Raw genomic sequence first — 15,015 nt, forward strand, 5'->3', positions numbered from 1 at the left:
GCCGCCGGCCGAGGTGACGGCTCACGGCTCGCGTGTCGCTTCGGTCAGAGGGCTTCCCGGGCCGTCAGGACGCGGGGGCCGGACTCCGTGACGGCCACGGTGTGCTCGGCGTGGGCCGCGCGGGAGCCGTCGGTCGTGCGCAGCGTCCAGCCGTCGTCGGCCTCGTAGTAGTGGTCCCTGCCGCTCGCGATCAGCATGGGCTCGATGGCGAGGACCATGCCGGGGCGGAGGGGGAGGCCGCGTCCGGGGCGGCCCTCGTTCGGCACCTCGGGGTCCTCGTGCATACGCCGGCCCACCCCGTGGCCGCCGAAGCCCTGCGGGATGCCGTAGCCGGCCGTACGGCACACGCTGCCGACGGCGTGCGCGATGTCGCCGATGCGGTTGCCGGGCACGGCCGCCTCGATCCCCGCCGCCAGCGCCCGCTCGGCGGTGTCGACCAGCCGGAGGTCGGCCGGCCGCGGACGGCCCACCACGAAGCTGACCGCCGAGTCCCCGGCCCAGCCGTCCAGCTCGGCGCCGCAGTCGACGGAGAGCAGGTCGCCGTCGCGCAGCCGGTACCGGGTCGGGATGCCGTGCACGATCGCGTCGTTGACCGACGCGCAGATCACCGCCGGGAACGGGGTCGGTGCGAACGAGGGGCGATAGCCGAGGAACGGCGACGACGCCCCCGCCTCGCGCAGCACCTCCCGTGCGATCTCGTCCAGCTCCAGCAGGGAGACGCCCACGCGCGCGGCCTGCCGTACGGCCGTGAGGGCCCGGCCGACGACCCGGCCCGCCGCGTGCATCGCGTCGATCGATGCGTCCGTCTTCAACTCCACCATGCCAATTACTATACCGGTATTTGAATAGGCGTCCTGTCGTGGGGGCGGTATTAGAATCGGTTCCATGGTGCGCACCCCTCTCACCCCCGAAGAGCGCGAACGCGGCGAGCGGCTCGGGCGGCTGCTGCGCCAGGCGCGCGGCGGCCGGAGCATGCCCGAGGTCGCCGCCGAGGCCGGCGTCTCGGCCGAAACCCTCCGCAAGATCGAGACGGGCCGGGCGCCGACTCCCGCGTTCTTCACGGTGGCCGCGCTCGCCCGGGTGCTCGGTCTTTCGATGGACGACATCGTCGAGCGGTGCGCGCTGGTGGTCGTCTGACGCGTCCGTCCGCGCAGGCCCGCCGCCCTGCCGAGCCGCCCGCAGGCTTTTCGAAAACTCTGCGTAGCAGTCCCGTAACACAACTGGTGTTGCCTACCGACCGGAGTGCTGGCAGTCGGGCGGGAGCTGGGCGATGGCATGGGATCGACTCCCCGATCGGGTACGGGAGTTCGCGAGCTACCTGGACGGCCTCATGGTGCGCCTCGACCCGGGCGGAGGCTGGAGCGCGGTCTTCTGGCAGCGCGACCCGGAGGGCATGCAGGCCTGCCTGGACGGGCGGGAGGTACTGCCCTGGGACGTGGTGGAGGCGCTGCTCCACGACCTCGGTGCGGCGTACGGTCCCGCCGCCGCGACGGCCGAGCGGCAGCGGGCCCGTGCGCTGCACACCGCCGCGACCGGTGCGTACGACGCCCGGCCTGGCGCCCGGGACGCCCTGACGGGCCGGCTCGACGCCATGCTCGGGGAGCAGCGGTACGCCGCCGAACGCCAGGCCGAACTGAGCCGCCTGCTGTCGGCGCCGGCCTCCCCGCAGGAGGCGGAAGCCCTGCGCCTCGACCTCGCCTGGGCCCAGGACGACCACGACCGTGCCACCGCCCGCTGCGCCGAACTCCGCTCACGTCTGGAGGGGTTGGCGCGTAAGCCGGCCGAGGCGGCGGCGGCCCGCGGACGCCGTCGCGGCGGTGCCCGGTTCGCCGGGCTGGCCGGGGACGAGGCCGCCGCGGTGCCCGTACCGCGGACGCCGCTGCCGGTGGCGGAGCCGCGCGGTGGGCGGCGCGCGCCGCGGGGGCCCGGTTCGCCGGGGCCGCGGCGGAGGCCGAGCCGGTGCCGGTCCCCGTCGACCCGGTCGACGACGCGGACGCCGAGGCCGTCGAGCGCGCGGTGGAGCGGCTGGCGCGGCTGCGGGCGGAGGGGCGCAGCGGGGAGGCGCACGCGCTGCTGGTGGAGGCCTCGGGGTGGCCCGCCGGCCGGCTCCCGCTGCTCGCGGACGCCCTGCACCGGGCGGGGCTCGGCGCCGACTGGGCGACCCTGCTGTGGGAGTCCGCCGCGCTGCCCGCCGAGCGGCTGGTCGCCGCGGCCGACGCGCTGGCCGGGGCCGGCCGGGACGCCGACGGCCGCCAGATGCTCAGGCAGGGCGTGGTGCGCCCGGCGGACCAGATCGGCGCCGCCGTGCTGCGGCTGGCGGGCGAGGGGCGCGTTCGGGAGGTGCGGGCCCTGCTGGACGCGTACGTGCGCATGCGTACGCCCGAAGAGGCCGCCCGGAGCGTCGCCGCGGCCCCCGACCGCCTCGTCCCCCTTCTCCTGGAGGCGGCCCGCGCCGTCTCCACCGAACGCCACTGGGACCTCGTCCACGCCCTCCGCGTCGCCGGCCACGCCCCGTGACGCCCCCGCCGAACCCGGTGCGCGCCGTGCGGGCCCGTGGGACCGGTCGCCCCATGGAACGCCGGAGCGCGTCCCGCCGCCCGCTGCCGCCTCACCGGGCAGCCACTTCGACGGCCGGGCTTCCGCCTTGCCTGTCGGGCTTCCGCCTCGTCGGCCGCCCCCTGCCTCGTCGGCCGGGCTTCCGCCTTGTTGGCCGGGCCCTGCTTCGTCGGCCGGGCTTCCGCCGTGCTGGCCGGGTCTCCGCCTTGCCGGCTGCTTTCTGCGTGGTCGGCCGGGCTTCCGCCTCTTCGGCTGCTTTCTGCGTGGTCGGCCGGGCCTCTGCCTCGTCGGCTGCTCCCTGCCTCGTCGGCCGGGCTTCCGCCTTGCCGGCCGCCCCCGCCTGGTCGGCCGGGCCTCCGCCTCGTCGGCTGCTTCCTACCTGGTCGGCCGGGCCTCCGCCTCGTCGGCTGCTTCCTACCTGGTCGGCCGGGCCTCCGCCTCGTCGGCCGCCCCGTGCCTGTCGGGCGGCCCCCGCCCCGTCGGCCGGGCTTCCGCCTTGCCGGCCGCCCCCTACCTCGTCGGCCGCCCCCTGCCTCGTCGGCCGGGCCTCCGCCTTGCCGGCCGGGCCTCGATCCGTCGGCTGCCCCGTGCCTCGTCGGCCGGGCCCCGCCCTATCCGCCACCCCGCCGTGAGGCACCCCCCCGGGACCCGGCCTCGGCGGGCCCCGTCCGCCGCCTGGCCGGGCGGCTTCGCTCACCCACAGGAGTGTGAAACGTGATCGACTCCGCGGGTTGACGACGATGGTCTTGGCAAGGGGCGCCCGGAGGCTTACTTTCGTCCCTCTACGCCCTGCTCTACGGGCGTAGAGGCTCTGAGGCCGCGTCGAAGGAGCAGCTCATGGCCAACGTCGTCCGCGCCGCGCTGGTCCAGGCCACCTGGACCGGCGACACCGAGTCCATGGTGGCGAAACACGAGGAGTACGCCCGCGAGGCGGCCCGCCGGGGCGCGAAGATCATCGGGTTCCAGGAAGTCTTCAACGCCCCCTACTTCTGCCAGGTCCAGGAGGCGGAGCACTACCGGTGGGCCGAACCGGTCCCCGACGGCCCGACGGTCGGCCGTATGGAGCAACTCGCCCGCGACACCGGCATGGTGATCGTCGTACCGGTCTTCGAGGTCGAGCAGTCCGGCTTCTACTACAACACCGCCGCCGTCATCGACGCCGACGGCACGTTCCTCGGCAAGTACCGCAAGCACCACATCCCGCAGGTGAAGGGCTTCTGGGAGAAGTACTACTTCAAGCCCGGCAACCTGGGCTGGCCCGTCTTCGACACCGCCGTCGGCAAGGTGGGCGTGTACATCTGCTACGACCGGCACTTCCCGGAGGGCTGGCGGCAACTGGGACTCAACGGAGCCCAGTTGGTGTACAACCCCTCCGCCACCCACCGCGGTCTCTCCGCCCACCTCTGGCAGCTGGAGCAGCCCGCCGCGGCCGTCGCCAACGAGTACTTCGTCGCCGCCATCAACCGCATCGGCCAGGAGGAGTACGGCGACAACGACTTCTACGGCACGAGTTACTTCGTCGACCCGCGTGGGCAGTTCGTGGGCGACGTCGCCAGCGACAAGACCGAGGAACTCCTCATCCGCGACCTGGACTTCGACCTCATCGAGCAGGTGCGGCAGCAGTGGGCCTTCTACCGCGACCGCCGCCCCGACGCCTACGAAGGACTGGTACAGCCGTGAACGACCTCTACTCCCGCCACCGCCAGGTCATGCCCGACTGGCTCGCGCTCTACTACGACGACCCGCTGGAGATCACCCACGGCGAGGGGCGGCACGTCTGGGACTCAGCGGGCAACCGGTACCTGGACTTCTTCGGCGGCATCCTGACCACGATGACCGCCCACGCGCTGCCCGAGGTGACCAAGGCGGTGACCGAGCAGGCCGGGCGGATCCTGCACTCCTCGACCCTCTACCTCAACCGGCCGATGGTCGACCTCGCCGAGCGCATCGCCCAGTTGAGCGGCATCCCGGACGCCCGGGTGTTCTTCACGACCTCCGGCACCGAGGCCAACGACACCGCGCTGCTGCTCGCCACCACCTACCGGCGCGGCAACACGGTCCTCGCGATGCGCAACAGCTACCACGGTCGCTCCTTCAGCGCGGTCGGCATCACCGGCAACCGCAGCTGGTCCCCGACCTCGCTGTCCCCGCTGCAGACCCTGTACGTCCACGGCGGCGTCCGCACCCGGGGCCCGTACGCCCACCTCGACGACCGCGCGTTCATCGACGCCTGCGTGGCCGACCTGCGGGACATCCTCGGCCACACCCGGCCGCCCGCCGCGCTGATCGCCGAACCGGTGCAGGGCGTGGGCGGGTTCACCTCCCCGCCGGACGGCCTCTACGCCGCCTTCCGCGAGGTCCTGAACGAGCACGGCATCCTGTGGATCGCCGACGAGGTGCAGACCGGCTGGGGCCGCACCGGCGACCACTTCTGGGGCTGGCAGGCGCACGCCCGCAGCGGCCCGCCGGACCTCGTCACCTTCGCCAAGGGCATCGGCAACGGCATGTCCATCGGCGGGGTCGTCGGCCGCGCCGAGATCATGAACTGCCTCGACGCGAACAGCATCTCCACCTTCGGCGGCACCCAGATCACCATGGCCGCCGGCCTCGCCAACCTCGCCTACCTGGTCGAACACGACCTGCAGGGCAACGCGCGCCGGGTCGGCGGGCTGCTCATCGAGCGGCTGCGGGCCGTCGCCGCCAGGCTGCCGGGCGTACGCGAGGTGCGCGGACGCGGGCTGATGATCGGCGTCGAGCTGGTCCGGCCCGGGACGGACGAGGCCGACCCGAAGGCGGCCGCAGCCGTGCTCGAGGCGGCCCGCGAGGGCGGCCTGCTCATCGGGAAGGGCGGCGGCCACGACACCAGCGCCCTGCGCATCGCCCCGCCGCTGTCCCTGACGGTGGCGGAGGCCGAGGAAGGGGCGGCCATCCTCGAACGCGCGCTGCGGAGTTCGTACTAGGCGCGTGGCGAGGGAAGCCGTGACGGGCCTCGCGGGCGGTCGTCCGCGGGGCCGTCGCGGCCGTTCGCGCAGTTCCCCGCGCCCCGTCGGGGCGCCACCGTCCGAGCGAGGGATACGGCCATGGCATCCGACACCGACCTTTGCCACCCCGCCCGGCAGCCGTCCGAACCCGTCCTCTCCGTCCGCCAGGTGCTCACCCTGGAGCGGGTGCTCGCCGGGGAACCGGAAGTGGTCGCCGGGGCCGGACAGCTCGACCGGGCCGTGCGCTGGGTGCACGTCGCCGAGGCCGCCGACGTCGGCGTGATGCTCACCGGCGGCGAGATGGTGCTCACCACCGGGGTGCTCCTCGCCGGGGACGAGGCCAAGCAGGCCGAGTACATCCAGTCCCTGCACCGGGCCGAGGCCTCGGCCGTCGTGCTCGGCCTCGGCCGGGCCTTCCCCACCCCGCCCGAGGTGATGCGCCGGGCCGCCGAGCGCTGCGGGCTGCCCATGGTGGTCCTGCACCGGCCGTTCCCCTTCGCCGAACTGACGGAGGAGGTCCAGTGCCGGCTGGTGCGCCGGAAGTTCGCCGCCGTCAGTCTGTCGGAGACCGTGCGGACGGCCCTGACCGGACTCATCACGGCCGGCGCCCCGCTCGGTCGGCTCCTCGACGAGGTCGCCCAGCACAGCGGCTGCCCGGTCGTCGTCACCAACCTCGCCCACCGCGTCCTCGCCACGGCGGGGGAGCGGTCCGCCGTGGACGACGTGCTGCGCGACTGGGAACGCATTGCCCGGCAGGCCGGCGGCGCCGCGGGCGACGGCTGGATCAGCGCCGAGCTGGGCGGGCGCGGGGAGCGGTGGGGCCGGCTGCTGCTGTGCGGCTACCGCGGCGACACGGCCACCGGACGGCTGCTCGCCGACCGGGCCGCCGAGGCGCTGGTCCTGCACCGCATGCTCGGCGGCGGCTCCGCCCACAGCTGGGAGGAGCAGTCCGCGCAGAGCCTCCTCACCGACCTGGTCTTCGGGGTCGTACCGGCCCGGCAGGTGCTGCCCCGGGCCCGCGCGGCCGGACTGCCGGTCAACCGGCGGACCTTCGTCCCGCTCGTCGTACCCGGCGGGGACCCGGCCCGGCTCGGCCGGGTGCTGCGCATGCTGGGGCTGCCCGGGCTGGTCGCCGAGCTGGCCGACGGGGTCACCGCGGTCCTGCTCAGCCTGGCCCGCGACCAGCACGCGGAGGCGCTCACCGCCCACTTCGCGGCCCGGCTCCGCGACGAGACCGACCCGGCGGCCACGGTCGCCGCCGCCGAACCGCGCACCGTCTGGGACGACGTGCCCGCCGGGCTGCGGGAGGCCCGGCACGTCGCCGAGGCCGTCGCCGACTCCACGGCGGCCCTCGACCTGCCGGCCGTCGTACGGCTGAAGGACGTCCATCTGCGCGGGCTGGTCCGGCTGCTGCGGGACGACCCGCACGTGCAGTCCTTCGCCGAGCGGGAGCTGGACGGGCTGCTGCGCGCGGCCGAACCGGAACTGCTGAACGTCCTGCGGACCTACCTGGCGACGGGCCGCAACAAGTCCCGTACCGCCCAGCTCCACCACGTCTCCCGGCCCGCCCTCTACCGCCGCCTGGAGGCGATACAGGGCCGCCTCGGGGTCGACCTCGACGACTTCGAACAGGCGGCCTCGGTGCACATCGCGCTCCTCGCGCATGACGCGCAACAGGGGTGAAACATGCGACGACCTGGGAAAACGGCGGTGAAACATGGGCCCACGCACACGTGACACGGTGGCACGCCCGGACCCCGCAGACGTGACACGCTGCCACTCAAAGGGGCCGTCCGGGCTTCCTAGGCTCTCGGCACACCGAGCTACCGGAGGTCCCGATGAGCCGAGTGATCCGAGCCGCCCTCTTCCAGACCGCCTGGACCGGCGACAAGGAATCCATGATCCAGGTGCACGAGCAGGCGGCGCGCGACGCGGCCGCGCAGGGCGCCCAGGTCCTCTGCTTCCAGGAGCTGTTCTACGGCCCCTACTTCTGCCAGGTCCAGGACAAGGCGTTCTACGAGTACGCAGAGCGGATCCCCGAGGGCCCCACCGTCCGGCGCTTCCAGACCCTCGCCCGCGAGCTGGGCATCGTCCTGGTCCTGCCGATGTACGAGGAGGAGCAGCCGGGCGTCCTGTACAACACGGCCGCCGTGATCGACGCGGACGGCACCTACCTCGGCAAGTACCGCAAGACCCACATCCCCCAGGTGCGGGGCTTCTGGGAGAAGTTCTACTTCCGTCCCGGCAACAGCGGCTGGCCGGTCTTCGACACCGCCGTCGGCCGGATCGGCGTGTACATCTGCTACGACCGGCACTTCCCGGAGGGCTGGCGGGCACTGGGCCTCGCCGGCGCCGAGATCGTCTTCAACCCCTCGGCGACCTCGCGCGGCCTCTCCCGCTACCTGTGGCAGCTGGAGCAGCCGGCGGCGGCCGTCGCCAACGAGTACTTCGTCGGCGCGATCAACCGGGTCGGCGTGGAGGACCTGGGCGACAACGACTTCTACGGCACCACCTACTTCGTGGACCCGGAGGCCCAGTACGTGGGGGAGGTGGCGAGCGACAAGGAGACCGAACTCGTCGTCCGCGACCTCGACCTGGCGAAACTCCGCGAGGTCCGCGACCGCTGGCAGTTCTACCGCGACCGCGCGCCGGGCGCCTACGGGCCGCTGACGGCGCCCTGACGACGGCGCCCGCAACGGCTCCGGCACGGGGCGCGGGCAACCGCGCGACCGGCCACCGACGACCCGCAGGCGACCACGAAGGAGAGGGCCCATGAGCCGCCGAACAGTGATCCGCGGTGGTCTCGTCATCACCGCGTCCGACGAGATCCACGCCGACGTGCTGATCGAGGACGGCCGTATCGCCGCCCTCGCCGCCACCGGCACCCCCGCCGCCGAGGCGTTCGGCGCCGACCGGACCATCGACGCCACCGGGAAGTACGTCATCCCGGGCGGCGTCGACGCCCACACCCACATGGAGCTGCCGTTCGGCGGCACCTTCGCCTCCGACACCTTCGAGACCGGCACCCGCGCCGCCGCCTGGGGCGGTACGACGACGATCGTCGACTTCGCGGTGCAGAGCGTCGGCCACACCCTGCGCGAGGGCCTCGACGCCTGGCACGCCAAGGCCGAGGGCAACTGCGCGATCGACTACGGCTTCCACATGATCGTCTCCGACGTGAACCAGGAGACGCTGAAGGAGATGGACCTGCTGATCGAGGAGGGGGTCACCTCCTTCAAGCAGTTCATGGCCTATCCGGGGGTGTTCTACTCGGACGACGGGCAGATCCTGCGGGCCATGCAGCGCTCCGCCGAGAACGGCGGCCTGATCATGATGCACGCCGAGAACGGCATCGCGATCGACGTCCTGGTCGAGCAGGCGCTGGCCCGCGGGGAGACCGACCCGCGCTTCCACGGCGAGGTCCGCAAGGCCCTGCTGGAGGCCGAGGCCACGCACCGCGCCATCCGCCTCGCCCAGGTCGCCGGGGCGCCGCTGTACGTCGTGCACGTCTCGGCCACGGAGGCGGTGGCCGAGCTGGCGCGGGCCCGGGACGAGGGGCTGAACGTCTTCGGCGAGACCTGCCCGCAGTACCTGTTCCTGTCCACCGACAACCTCGCCGAGCCCGACTTCGAGGGCGCCAAGTACGTGTGCAGCACCCCGCTCAGGCCCCGGGAGCACCAGGCCGCCCTGTGGAGGGGGCTGCGCACCAACGACCTCCAGGTGGTCTCCACCGACCACTGCCCCTTCTGCTTCGTCGGCCAGAAGGAACTGGGCCGCGGCGACTTCTCCAAGATCCCCAACGGCCTGCCCGGGGTGGAGAACCGCATGGACCTGCTCCACCAGGCCGTCGTCGACGGGCACATCACCCGCCGCCGCTGGATCGAGATCGCCTGCGCCACCCCGGCCCGGATGTTCGGCATGTACCCGCAGAAGGGCACCATCACCCCGGGCGCCGACGCCGACGTCGTCATCTACGACCCGCACGCCGAGCAGGTCATGTCCGCCGAGACCCACCACATGAACGTCGACTACTCGGCCTACGAGGGCAAACGCGTCACCGGCCGGGTCGAGACGGTGCTCTCGCGCGGCGTACCCGTCATCGACCAGCGGGAGTACACCGGACGCGCCGGCCACGGCGTCTACACCCCGCGCTCCACCTGTCAGTACCTCAACTAGGAGTGGCGCCCATGGACTTCGGACTCGTCCTGCAGACCGATCCGCCGGCCTCCCGCGTCATCAGCCTGATGAAGCGGGCCGAGCGCAACGGCTTCCGCTACGGCTGGACCTTCGACTCCGCCGTGCTGTGGCAGGAGCCGTTCGTCATCTACAGCCAGATCCTCGCCAACACCACGAAGCTGACGGTCGGCCCGATGGTCACCAACCCGGGCACCCGCACCTGGGAGGTCACCGCCTCCACTTTCGCCACCCTCAACGACATGTTCGGCAACCGGACCGTCTGCGGCATCGGCCGCGGCGACTCCGCCATGCGCGTCGCGGGCCGCAAGCCCAACACCCTGGCCCGGATCAGCGAGGCCATGAAGGTCATCCGCGCCCTCGGACACGGCGAGGAGGCCGACCTCGGCGGTACGAAGATCCGCTTCCCGTGGATCAGGGAAGGTGCCGAACTCCCCGTCTGGATGGCCGCGTACGGCCCGAAGGCGCTCAAGATGACCGGAGAGGAGGCCGACGGGTTCATCCTCCAGCTGTCCGACCTGTACCTCACCGAGTACATGGTGAAGGCCGTCAAGGACGCGGCCGTCGCCGCCGGACGAGACCCCGCGGAGGTGACGATCTGCGTGGCCGCCCCCGCCTACGTCACCGAGGACGACTCGCCCGAGGCCCTCGCCCACGCCCGCGAGCAGTGCCGCTGGTTCGGCGGCATGGTCGGCAACCACGTGGCCGACCTCGTCGACAAGTACGGCGCGCACTCCGCGCAGGTCCCCGAGGAACTCACCGAGTACATCAAGGCACGGCAGGGCTACGACTACGCCCACCACGGGCGCAGCGGCAACCCGGACACCCAGTTCGTCCCCGACGAGATCGTCGACCGCTTCTGTGTGATCGGCCCCGCCGAGAAGCACGTGGAGAAGCTGAAGGCGCTCCGCGCTCTGGGCGTCGACCAGTTCGCGGTGTACGACATGCACGACGCGCAGGAGGCGACGATCGACGCCTACGGCAGCCGGATCATCCCCGCCGTCAACTCCTGACCCCGACCGCCGGCCCGAACCCCCCGCGCCCCTCTTGGTCTCCCCTCCCCGCCGTCCCGGGGAGGGGGCTGGTGCCCGCAACGGCCTCTCCCCGATCCCTCTCTCCCCGATTGGCCAGCCCATGACCGACACCGCTCCCACGGCCATACCCCTGTCCGGCCAGGTGACCCTGCCCGACGGGCGCGTGGAACTCGCACCCGGCACCGAGCCGCCCAGCGGCCCGTACGCCAACGCCGACCTCCTCCCGGTTCCCGCGGCCAAGCGGACCTGGACGACGTACAACTTCTCCGCCCTGTGGGTCGGCATGGCCCACAACACCGCCTCCTGGACCCTGGCCTCCGGGCTGATCGCGGTGGGCATGGACTGGAAACAGGCCGTGTTCACCATCGCCCTCGCCAACCTGATCGTGCTGGTGCCGATGCTGCTGACCGGGCACGCCGGACCGAAGTACGGCATCCCGTTCCCGGTCTTCGCCCGCGCCTCCTTCGGCGTGCGCGGCGCCAACCTGCCCGCCGTCGTACGGGCGTTGGTGGCCTGCGGCTGGTTCGGCATCCAGACCTGGATCGGCGGCGAGGCCATCTACTTCCTCGCCGGCAAGCTGATCGGCGACAGCTGGGCCGACGCCGCACGGATCGGCGGCCACGCCTGGACCATGTGGCTGTCGTTCGCGATCTTCTGGGTGATCCAGGTCGCGATCATCCACCGCGGCATGGAGACCATCCGGCGCTTCGAGAACTGGGCGGCGCCCTTCGTGATCGTCGGCGCGCTGGTGATGCTGTGGTGGATGAGCGACAAGGCCGGCGGTGTCGGCCCGCTCTTCGACCAGCCGTCCGAGCTGGGCTGGGGCGGCGACTTCTGGAAGCTGTTCTGGCCCTCCCTGATGGGCATGATCGGTTTCTGGTCCACGCTGTCGCTGAACATCCCCGACTTCACCCGCTACGGCCGGAGCCAGAAGGCACAGACCTGGGGCCAGGCCCTCGGTCTGCCGACGACGATGACCCTGTTCGCCTTCCTGTCGGTGCTGGTCACCTCCGGCTCGCAGGCCGTGTACGGCGAGCCGGTCTGGGACCCGGTCCAGCTCGCCGCCAAGACCGACAGCGTGGTCGGCCTGCTCTACGCCCTGGTGACCGTGCTGGTGGCCACCCTGTCCGTGAACATCGCGGCCAACCTGGTCTCCCCGGCCTTCGACTTCTCCAACGTCGCGCCCAGGAAGGTGAGTTTCCGCACCGGAGCGCTGATCACCGCGGTCCTCGCCGTGCTGATCTTCCCGTGGAAGCTGTACTCCGACCCGCAGGGCTACATCTTCACCTGGCTCGGCCTGGTCGGCGGCCTGCTCGGCACGGTCGCGGGCATCCTCGTCGCCGACTACTGGATCGTGCGCCGCACCCGCCTCGACCTCGCCGACCTGTACCGCACGGGCGGCCGCTACTGGTACGCCGGCGGCTGGAACTGGCGGGCGGTCGTGGCCTTCCTGGTGGGCGGCGTCCTCGCCATCGGCGGCGCCAGCTTCAAACCCCTGATCGACGGCCGGCCCGTCCCCGCGCTCTCCCCGCTCGCGGACTACGGCTGGGTGGTGGGGCTCGGCACCTCCCTGGTGCTCTACCTCGCGCTCACCCTGTCGACCGGCCGCAGGGGAGCCGCGGCCTGAGGCGGCCGGGGGCGGTCAGCCGGACCGGCCGCCCCCCAGCGCGCCGACCGCGGCCTTCGCCGCCTTGATGGCCCCCTTGTTGATCTCGTCCGTGCTCGGGGCCTTCTTCGACTCGAAGTCACTGCCGTTGTAGGTGACGACCACCAGGGCGTTGGCCTTGCGGACGAGGACCACGCCCTCCCGGGTCTCCTGCTTGTCCTGGGTGGTGAGGTTCACGACCGAGTAGGCGGAGTCCCCGAGCCCGGGGACGGGGCCGCCGCCGCTCTTCTCCCCGACCCGCTGCTCGTACTGCTGTTTCGCCGCCCGGTCGGAGTCGCTGATCTCGAACGACACGTCGAGCCAGCGGTAGTCGAAGCCCTTGAGCGCGTTCCAGGAGCAGGTGCGGCGCAGCTTGGTGTCCGTCGACGGGATCTCCTTGCCCGCCGTCTTCGCCCCGGGCACCAGGGACTTGACGGTCTCCACGGGCACACTGCCGCAGGGGGAGGGCGCGTCGGCGTACGTCTTCACCCCGGCGTCCGACGACGGGGCGGAGGAGGACTCGGCGGGCGCGCCCTGGGGCGCCGGCCGGTGCGTGGCCGCGGGCTGTGCCGCCGGGCCGGACGTCAGCGCCCAGCCGGCGCAGGCGAGGACCGCGACCGGCGACAGACGCGCGGTGAGGGCGAGCGGCAGAGGAAGCAAACGCACGTCGCACTTCTCGTGGGGGACGGGGCGCGGAAGGGTCCGCAGTGTGGACGGGGACGACAGTGTCACACGACTGTCTGTGCGGCGGAAGGGCCAACTCCGCTGTGTGCGCGGCCGGTCACGGCAGCCCGGTCACGACGCTTCGCTTCGCCCCTTATGCTCCTTTCCGGGGCGCGGGCCCGGTGGCGTGCGCCTCCAGTCGGCGGCGGGCGCCGACCTCGCTGGGGTACTCACGGACGGTGAGCCGGACGGCGAGCCGGCCGACGACATGGGCCGCGATCGCCGGCATCACGGGCGCCGCGAGCAGCACGAGCCCGCGGCCCAGGGCGATCCGGCCCGGGACGCGCCGCTCGTGGTCGCGCCGGGCACGCAGGGCCCGGTCGGGATCGGGGGGATCCAGCAGCGCCTCGCGGTGCTCCCGGCGCTGCGCCACCCCGCCCCACACCAGCGCCACCGCGGACGCGGCCACCTGCACGCCGTCCCACACCTCCCGCGCGGCCGAGGGCAGCAGGTCGCGGACCCCCTCGTACAGCCCCAGCACGAAGAGGGAGAACAGCGTCATGGCCAGGACGGCGAACACCGCCGTCCGGGCGCGGCGCAGCCAGTACGGCGCGCCCCGCCGGTACCACGTCCGGCCCAGCCGCGGCAGGGCCGGGACCGGGACGGAGTCTCCGGGGGCCGGCGCCTCGGAGGACGCTCGTGACGCGATGCCGGACATCCGACCACGGTAGCCGGTGGGCGGCGGGCCACATCCGGCTATGTCGGGCGGGTCGCCCGGACGCACACGGAACCCGTACGACCCCTTGGCCCGGGGCTGGGCAGCCCTTGAACCGTTCCTGAACCACTCCCGACCGGAAGGCCGGTGGCTACGGCACCCTCGCCGTCCACTGCGGGGACGTGAACTTCGTCCGGGCCAGCTCCTCGGCCCGGGCCAGCTCCGCCGCGGTGATCCCGCCCCGCGCGAGGCCGTACCGGGCGCGGAACGAGCCGATCATCCGGTCGATGACGGCCTCGCGCGGCAGACCCGTCTGCCGCCGCAGCGGATCGACCCGCTTCTTCGCGCTCGCGGTGCCCTTGCCGGACAGCTTCTCCCGTCCGATCCGCAGTACCTCGACCATCTTGTCGGCGTCGATGTCGTACGACATGGTCACGTGGTGGAGCACCGCCCCCGGCCCGCCGTCGGGGCCGACGATCCGCTTCTGCGCCGCGCCCGCGATCTTGCCCTGGTCGGTGGCGATGTCGTTCAGCGGCTGGTACCAGGCCTTAATGCCCATGTCGCCGAGGGCCCCGAGCACCCAGTCGTCCAGATAGGCGTAGCTGTCCTGGAAGGACAGGCCCTGCACGAGGGCTTCGGGCACCGACAGCGAGTAGGTGATCGTGTTGCCCGGCTCCACGAACATCGCGCCACCGCCGGAGATCCGCCGCACCACCTCGATGCCGTGCCGCGCGGCGCCCTCGGGGTCGACCTCGTTGCGCAGCGACTGGAAGCTGCCGATGATCACCGAGGGCGCGCCCCACTCCCACACGCGCAGCGTCGGCGACCGCCGGCCCGCGGCGACCTCGGCGGTCAGCACCTCGTCCAGCGCCATGTGCAGGGCGGGCGGCTGGGGGCCCTCGTGGATCAGCTGCCAGTCGTAGTCCGTCCAGTCCGTCGCCCGGGCCAGCGCCCGGCGCACCGCGACGCCGACGCCCTCCGCGGTCAGGCCGTACATCACCGTCCCGGCGGGCAGCGCGGCGTCGATCCGCGCGGCCAGCCCCGCCGCGTCGGTGTCCGCCGGTGCGCCCTCCAGCGCGCCGTTCACCGCGTCCAGCGCCTCGTCGGGCTCCAGGAAGAAGTCGCCGGCCACGCGCACGTGCCGCAGCACGCCGCCCTCGACGTCCACGTCCACGACGACGAGCTTGCCGCCGGGCACCTTGTACTCACCGTGCACCGCCTGGGCCT

The 15,015-nt window shown here is 72.9% G+C and carries 12 protein-coding genes and 1 pseudogene; 9 read left to right on the forward strand and 4 right to left on the reverse strand.

The genetic code is table 11. From position 1 onward, the window contains the following. Positions 1–44: 44 nt before the first annotated feature. The gene (map, locus tag N8I86_RS29910) at positions 45–821 is read right to left on the reverse strand and encodes a type I methionyl aminopeptidase (RefSeq protein WP_263279134.1); all 777 of its coding nucleotides are present in this window, start codon (positions 819–821) and stop codon (positions 45–47) included. Between the two features lie 64 nt (positions 822–885). On the opposite strand from map, the gene N8I86_RS29915 reads away from it, so the two are divergent. The 9 genes and pseudogenes from N8I86_RS29915 (at position 886) to N8I86_RS29955 (ending at position 12,392) form a co-directional block, all read left to right on the forward strand. Next, positions 886–1,137, forward strand: coding sequence for a helix-turn-helix domain-containing protein (locus N8I86_RS29915; RefSeq protein ID WP_073897033.1), 252 nt, complete (start codon positions 886–888; stop codon positions 1,135–1,137). A gap of 133 nt (positions 1,138–1,270) precedes the next feature. After that, a pseudogene (locus tag N8I86_RS29920) lies at positions 1,271–2,517 on the forward strand (hypothetical protein). A gap of 876 nt (positions 2,518–3,393) precedes the next feature. Then, on the forward strand, positions 3,394–4,236 hold the full coding sequence (locus N8I86_RS29925; RefSeq protein ID WP_263279135.1) for a nitrilase-related carbon-nitrogen hydrolase: 843 nt from the start codon (positions 3,394–3,396) through the stop codon (positions 4,234–4,236). A gap of 29 nt (positions 4,237–4,265) precedes the next feature. After that, the gene (locus tag N8I86_RS29930; protein WP_185091739.1) at positions 4,266–5,516 is read left to right on the forward strand and encodes an aspartate aminotransferase family protein; all 1,251 of its coding nucleotides are present in this window, start codon (positions 4,266–4,268) and stop codon (positions 5,514–5,516) included. 120 nt (positions 5,517–5,636) lie between these two features. Further along, on the forward strand, positions 5,637–7,220 hold the full coding sequence (locus N8I86_RS29935; protein ID WP_263279136.1) for a PucR family transcriptional regulator: 1,584 nt from the start codon (positions 5,637–5,639) through the stop codon (positions 7,218–7,220). 155 nt (positions 7,221–7,375) lie between these two features. After that, entirely contained in the window at positions 7,376–8,218 is an 843-nt protein-coding gene (locus tag N8I86_RS29940) for a nitrilase-related carbon-nitrogen hydrolase (RefSeq protein WP_263279137.1), read from the forward strand. A gap of 91 nt (positions 8,219–8,309) precedes the next feature. Next, positions 8,310–9,713, forward strand: coding sequence for a dihydropyrimidinase (gene hydA / locus N8I86_RS29945; protein ID WP_123440174.1), 1,404 nt, complete (start codon positions 8,310–8,312; stop codon positions 9,711–9,713). A gap of 11 nt (positions 9,714–9,724) precedes the next feature. Next, positions 9,725–10,744, forward strand: a complete 1,020-nt coding sequence (locus N8I86_RS29950; protein WP_073897014.1) for a TIGR03842 family LLM class F420-dependent oxidoreductase — start codon at positions 9,725–9,727, stop codon at positions 10,742–10,744. Positions 10,745–10,865: 121 nt separating this feature from the next. Further along, positions 10,866–12,392, forward strand: a complete 1,527-nt coding sequence (locus tag N8I86_RS29955) for an NCS1 family nucleobase:cation symporter-1 (RefSeq protein WP_263279138.1) — start codon at positions 10,866–10,868, stop codon at positions 12,390–12,392. Between the two features lie 15 nt (positions 12,393–12,407). On the opposite strand, the gene N8I86_RS29960 is transcribed toward N8I86_RS29955, so the two are convergent. The 3 genes from N8I86_RS29960 to N8I86_RS29970 form a co-directional block, all read right to left on the reverse strand. After that, positions 12,408–13,076 carry a hypothetical protein gene (locus N8I86_RS29960; protein ID WP_263279139.1) on the reverse strand — a complete coding sequence of 223 codons (669 nt, stop codon included), beginning with the start codon at positions 13,074–13,076 and terminating at the stop codon, positions 12,408–12,410. Positions 13,077–13,227: 151 nt separating this feature from the next. Continuing rightward, positions 13,228–13,791 carry a hypothetical protein gene (locus N8I86_RS29965; RefSeq protein ID WP_263279140.1) on the reverse strand — a complete coding sequence of 188 codons (564 nt, stop codon included), beginning with the start codon at positions 13,789–13,791 and terminating at the stop codon, positions 13,228–13,230. 148 nt (positions 13,792–13,939) lie between these two features. Next, positions 13,940–15,004, reverse strand: coding sequence for a lipoate--protein ligase family protein (locus tag N8I86_RS29970; protein WP_073897833.1), 1,065 nt, complete (start codon positions 15,002–15,004; stop codon positions 13,940–13,942). Positions 15,005–15,015 lie beyond the last annotated feature (11 nt).

This window comes from Streptomyces albidicamelliae (genome assembly GCF_025642175.1).
Taxonomy (GTDB): Bacteria; Actinomycetota; Actinomycetes; order Streptomycetales; family Streptomycetaceae; genus Streptomyces; species Streptomyces albidocamelliae.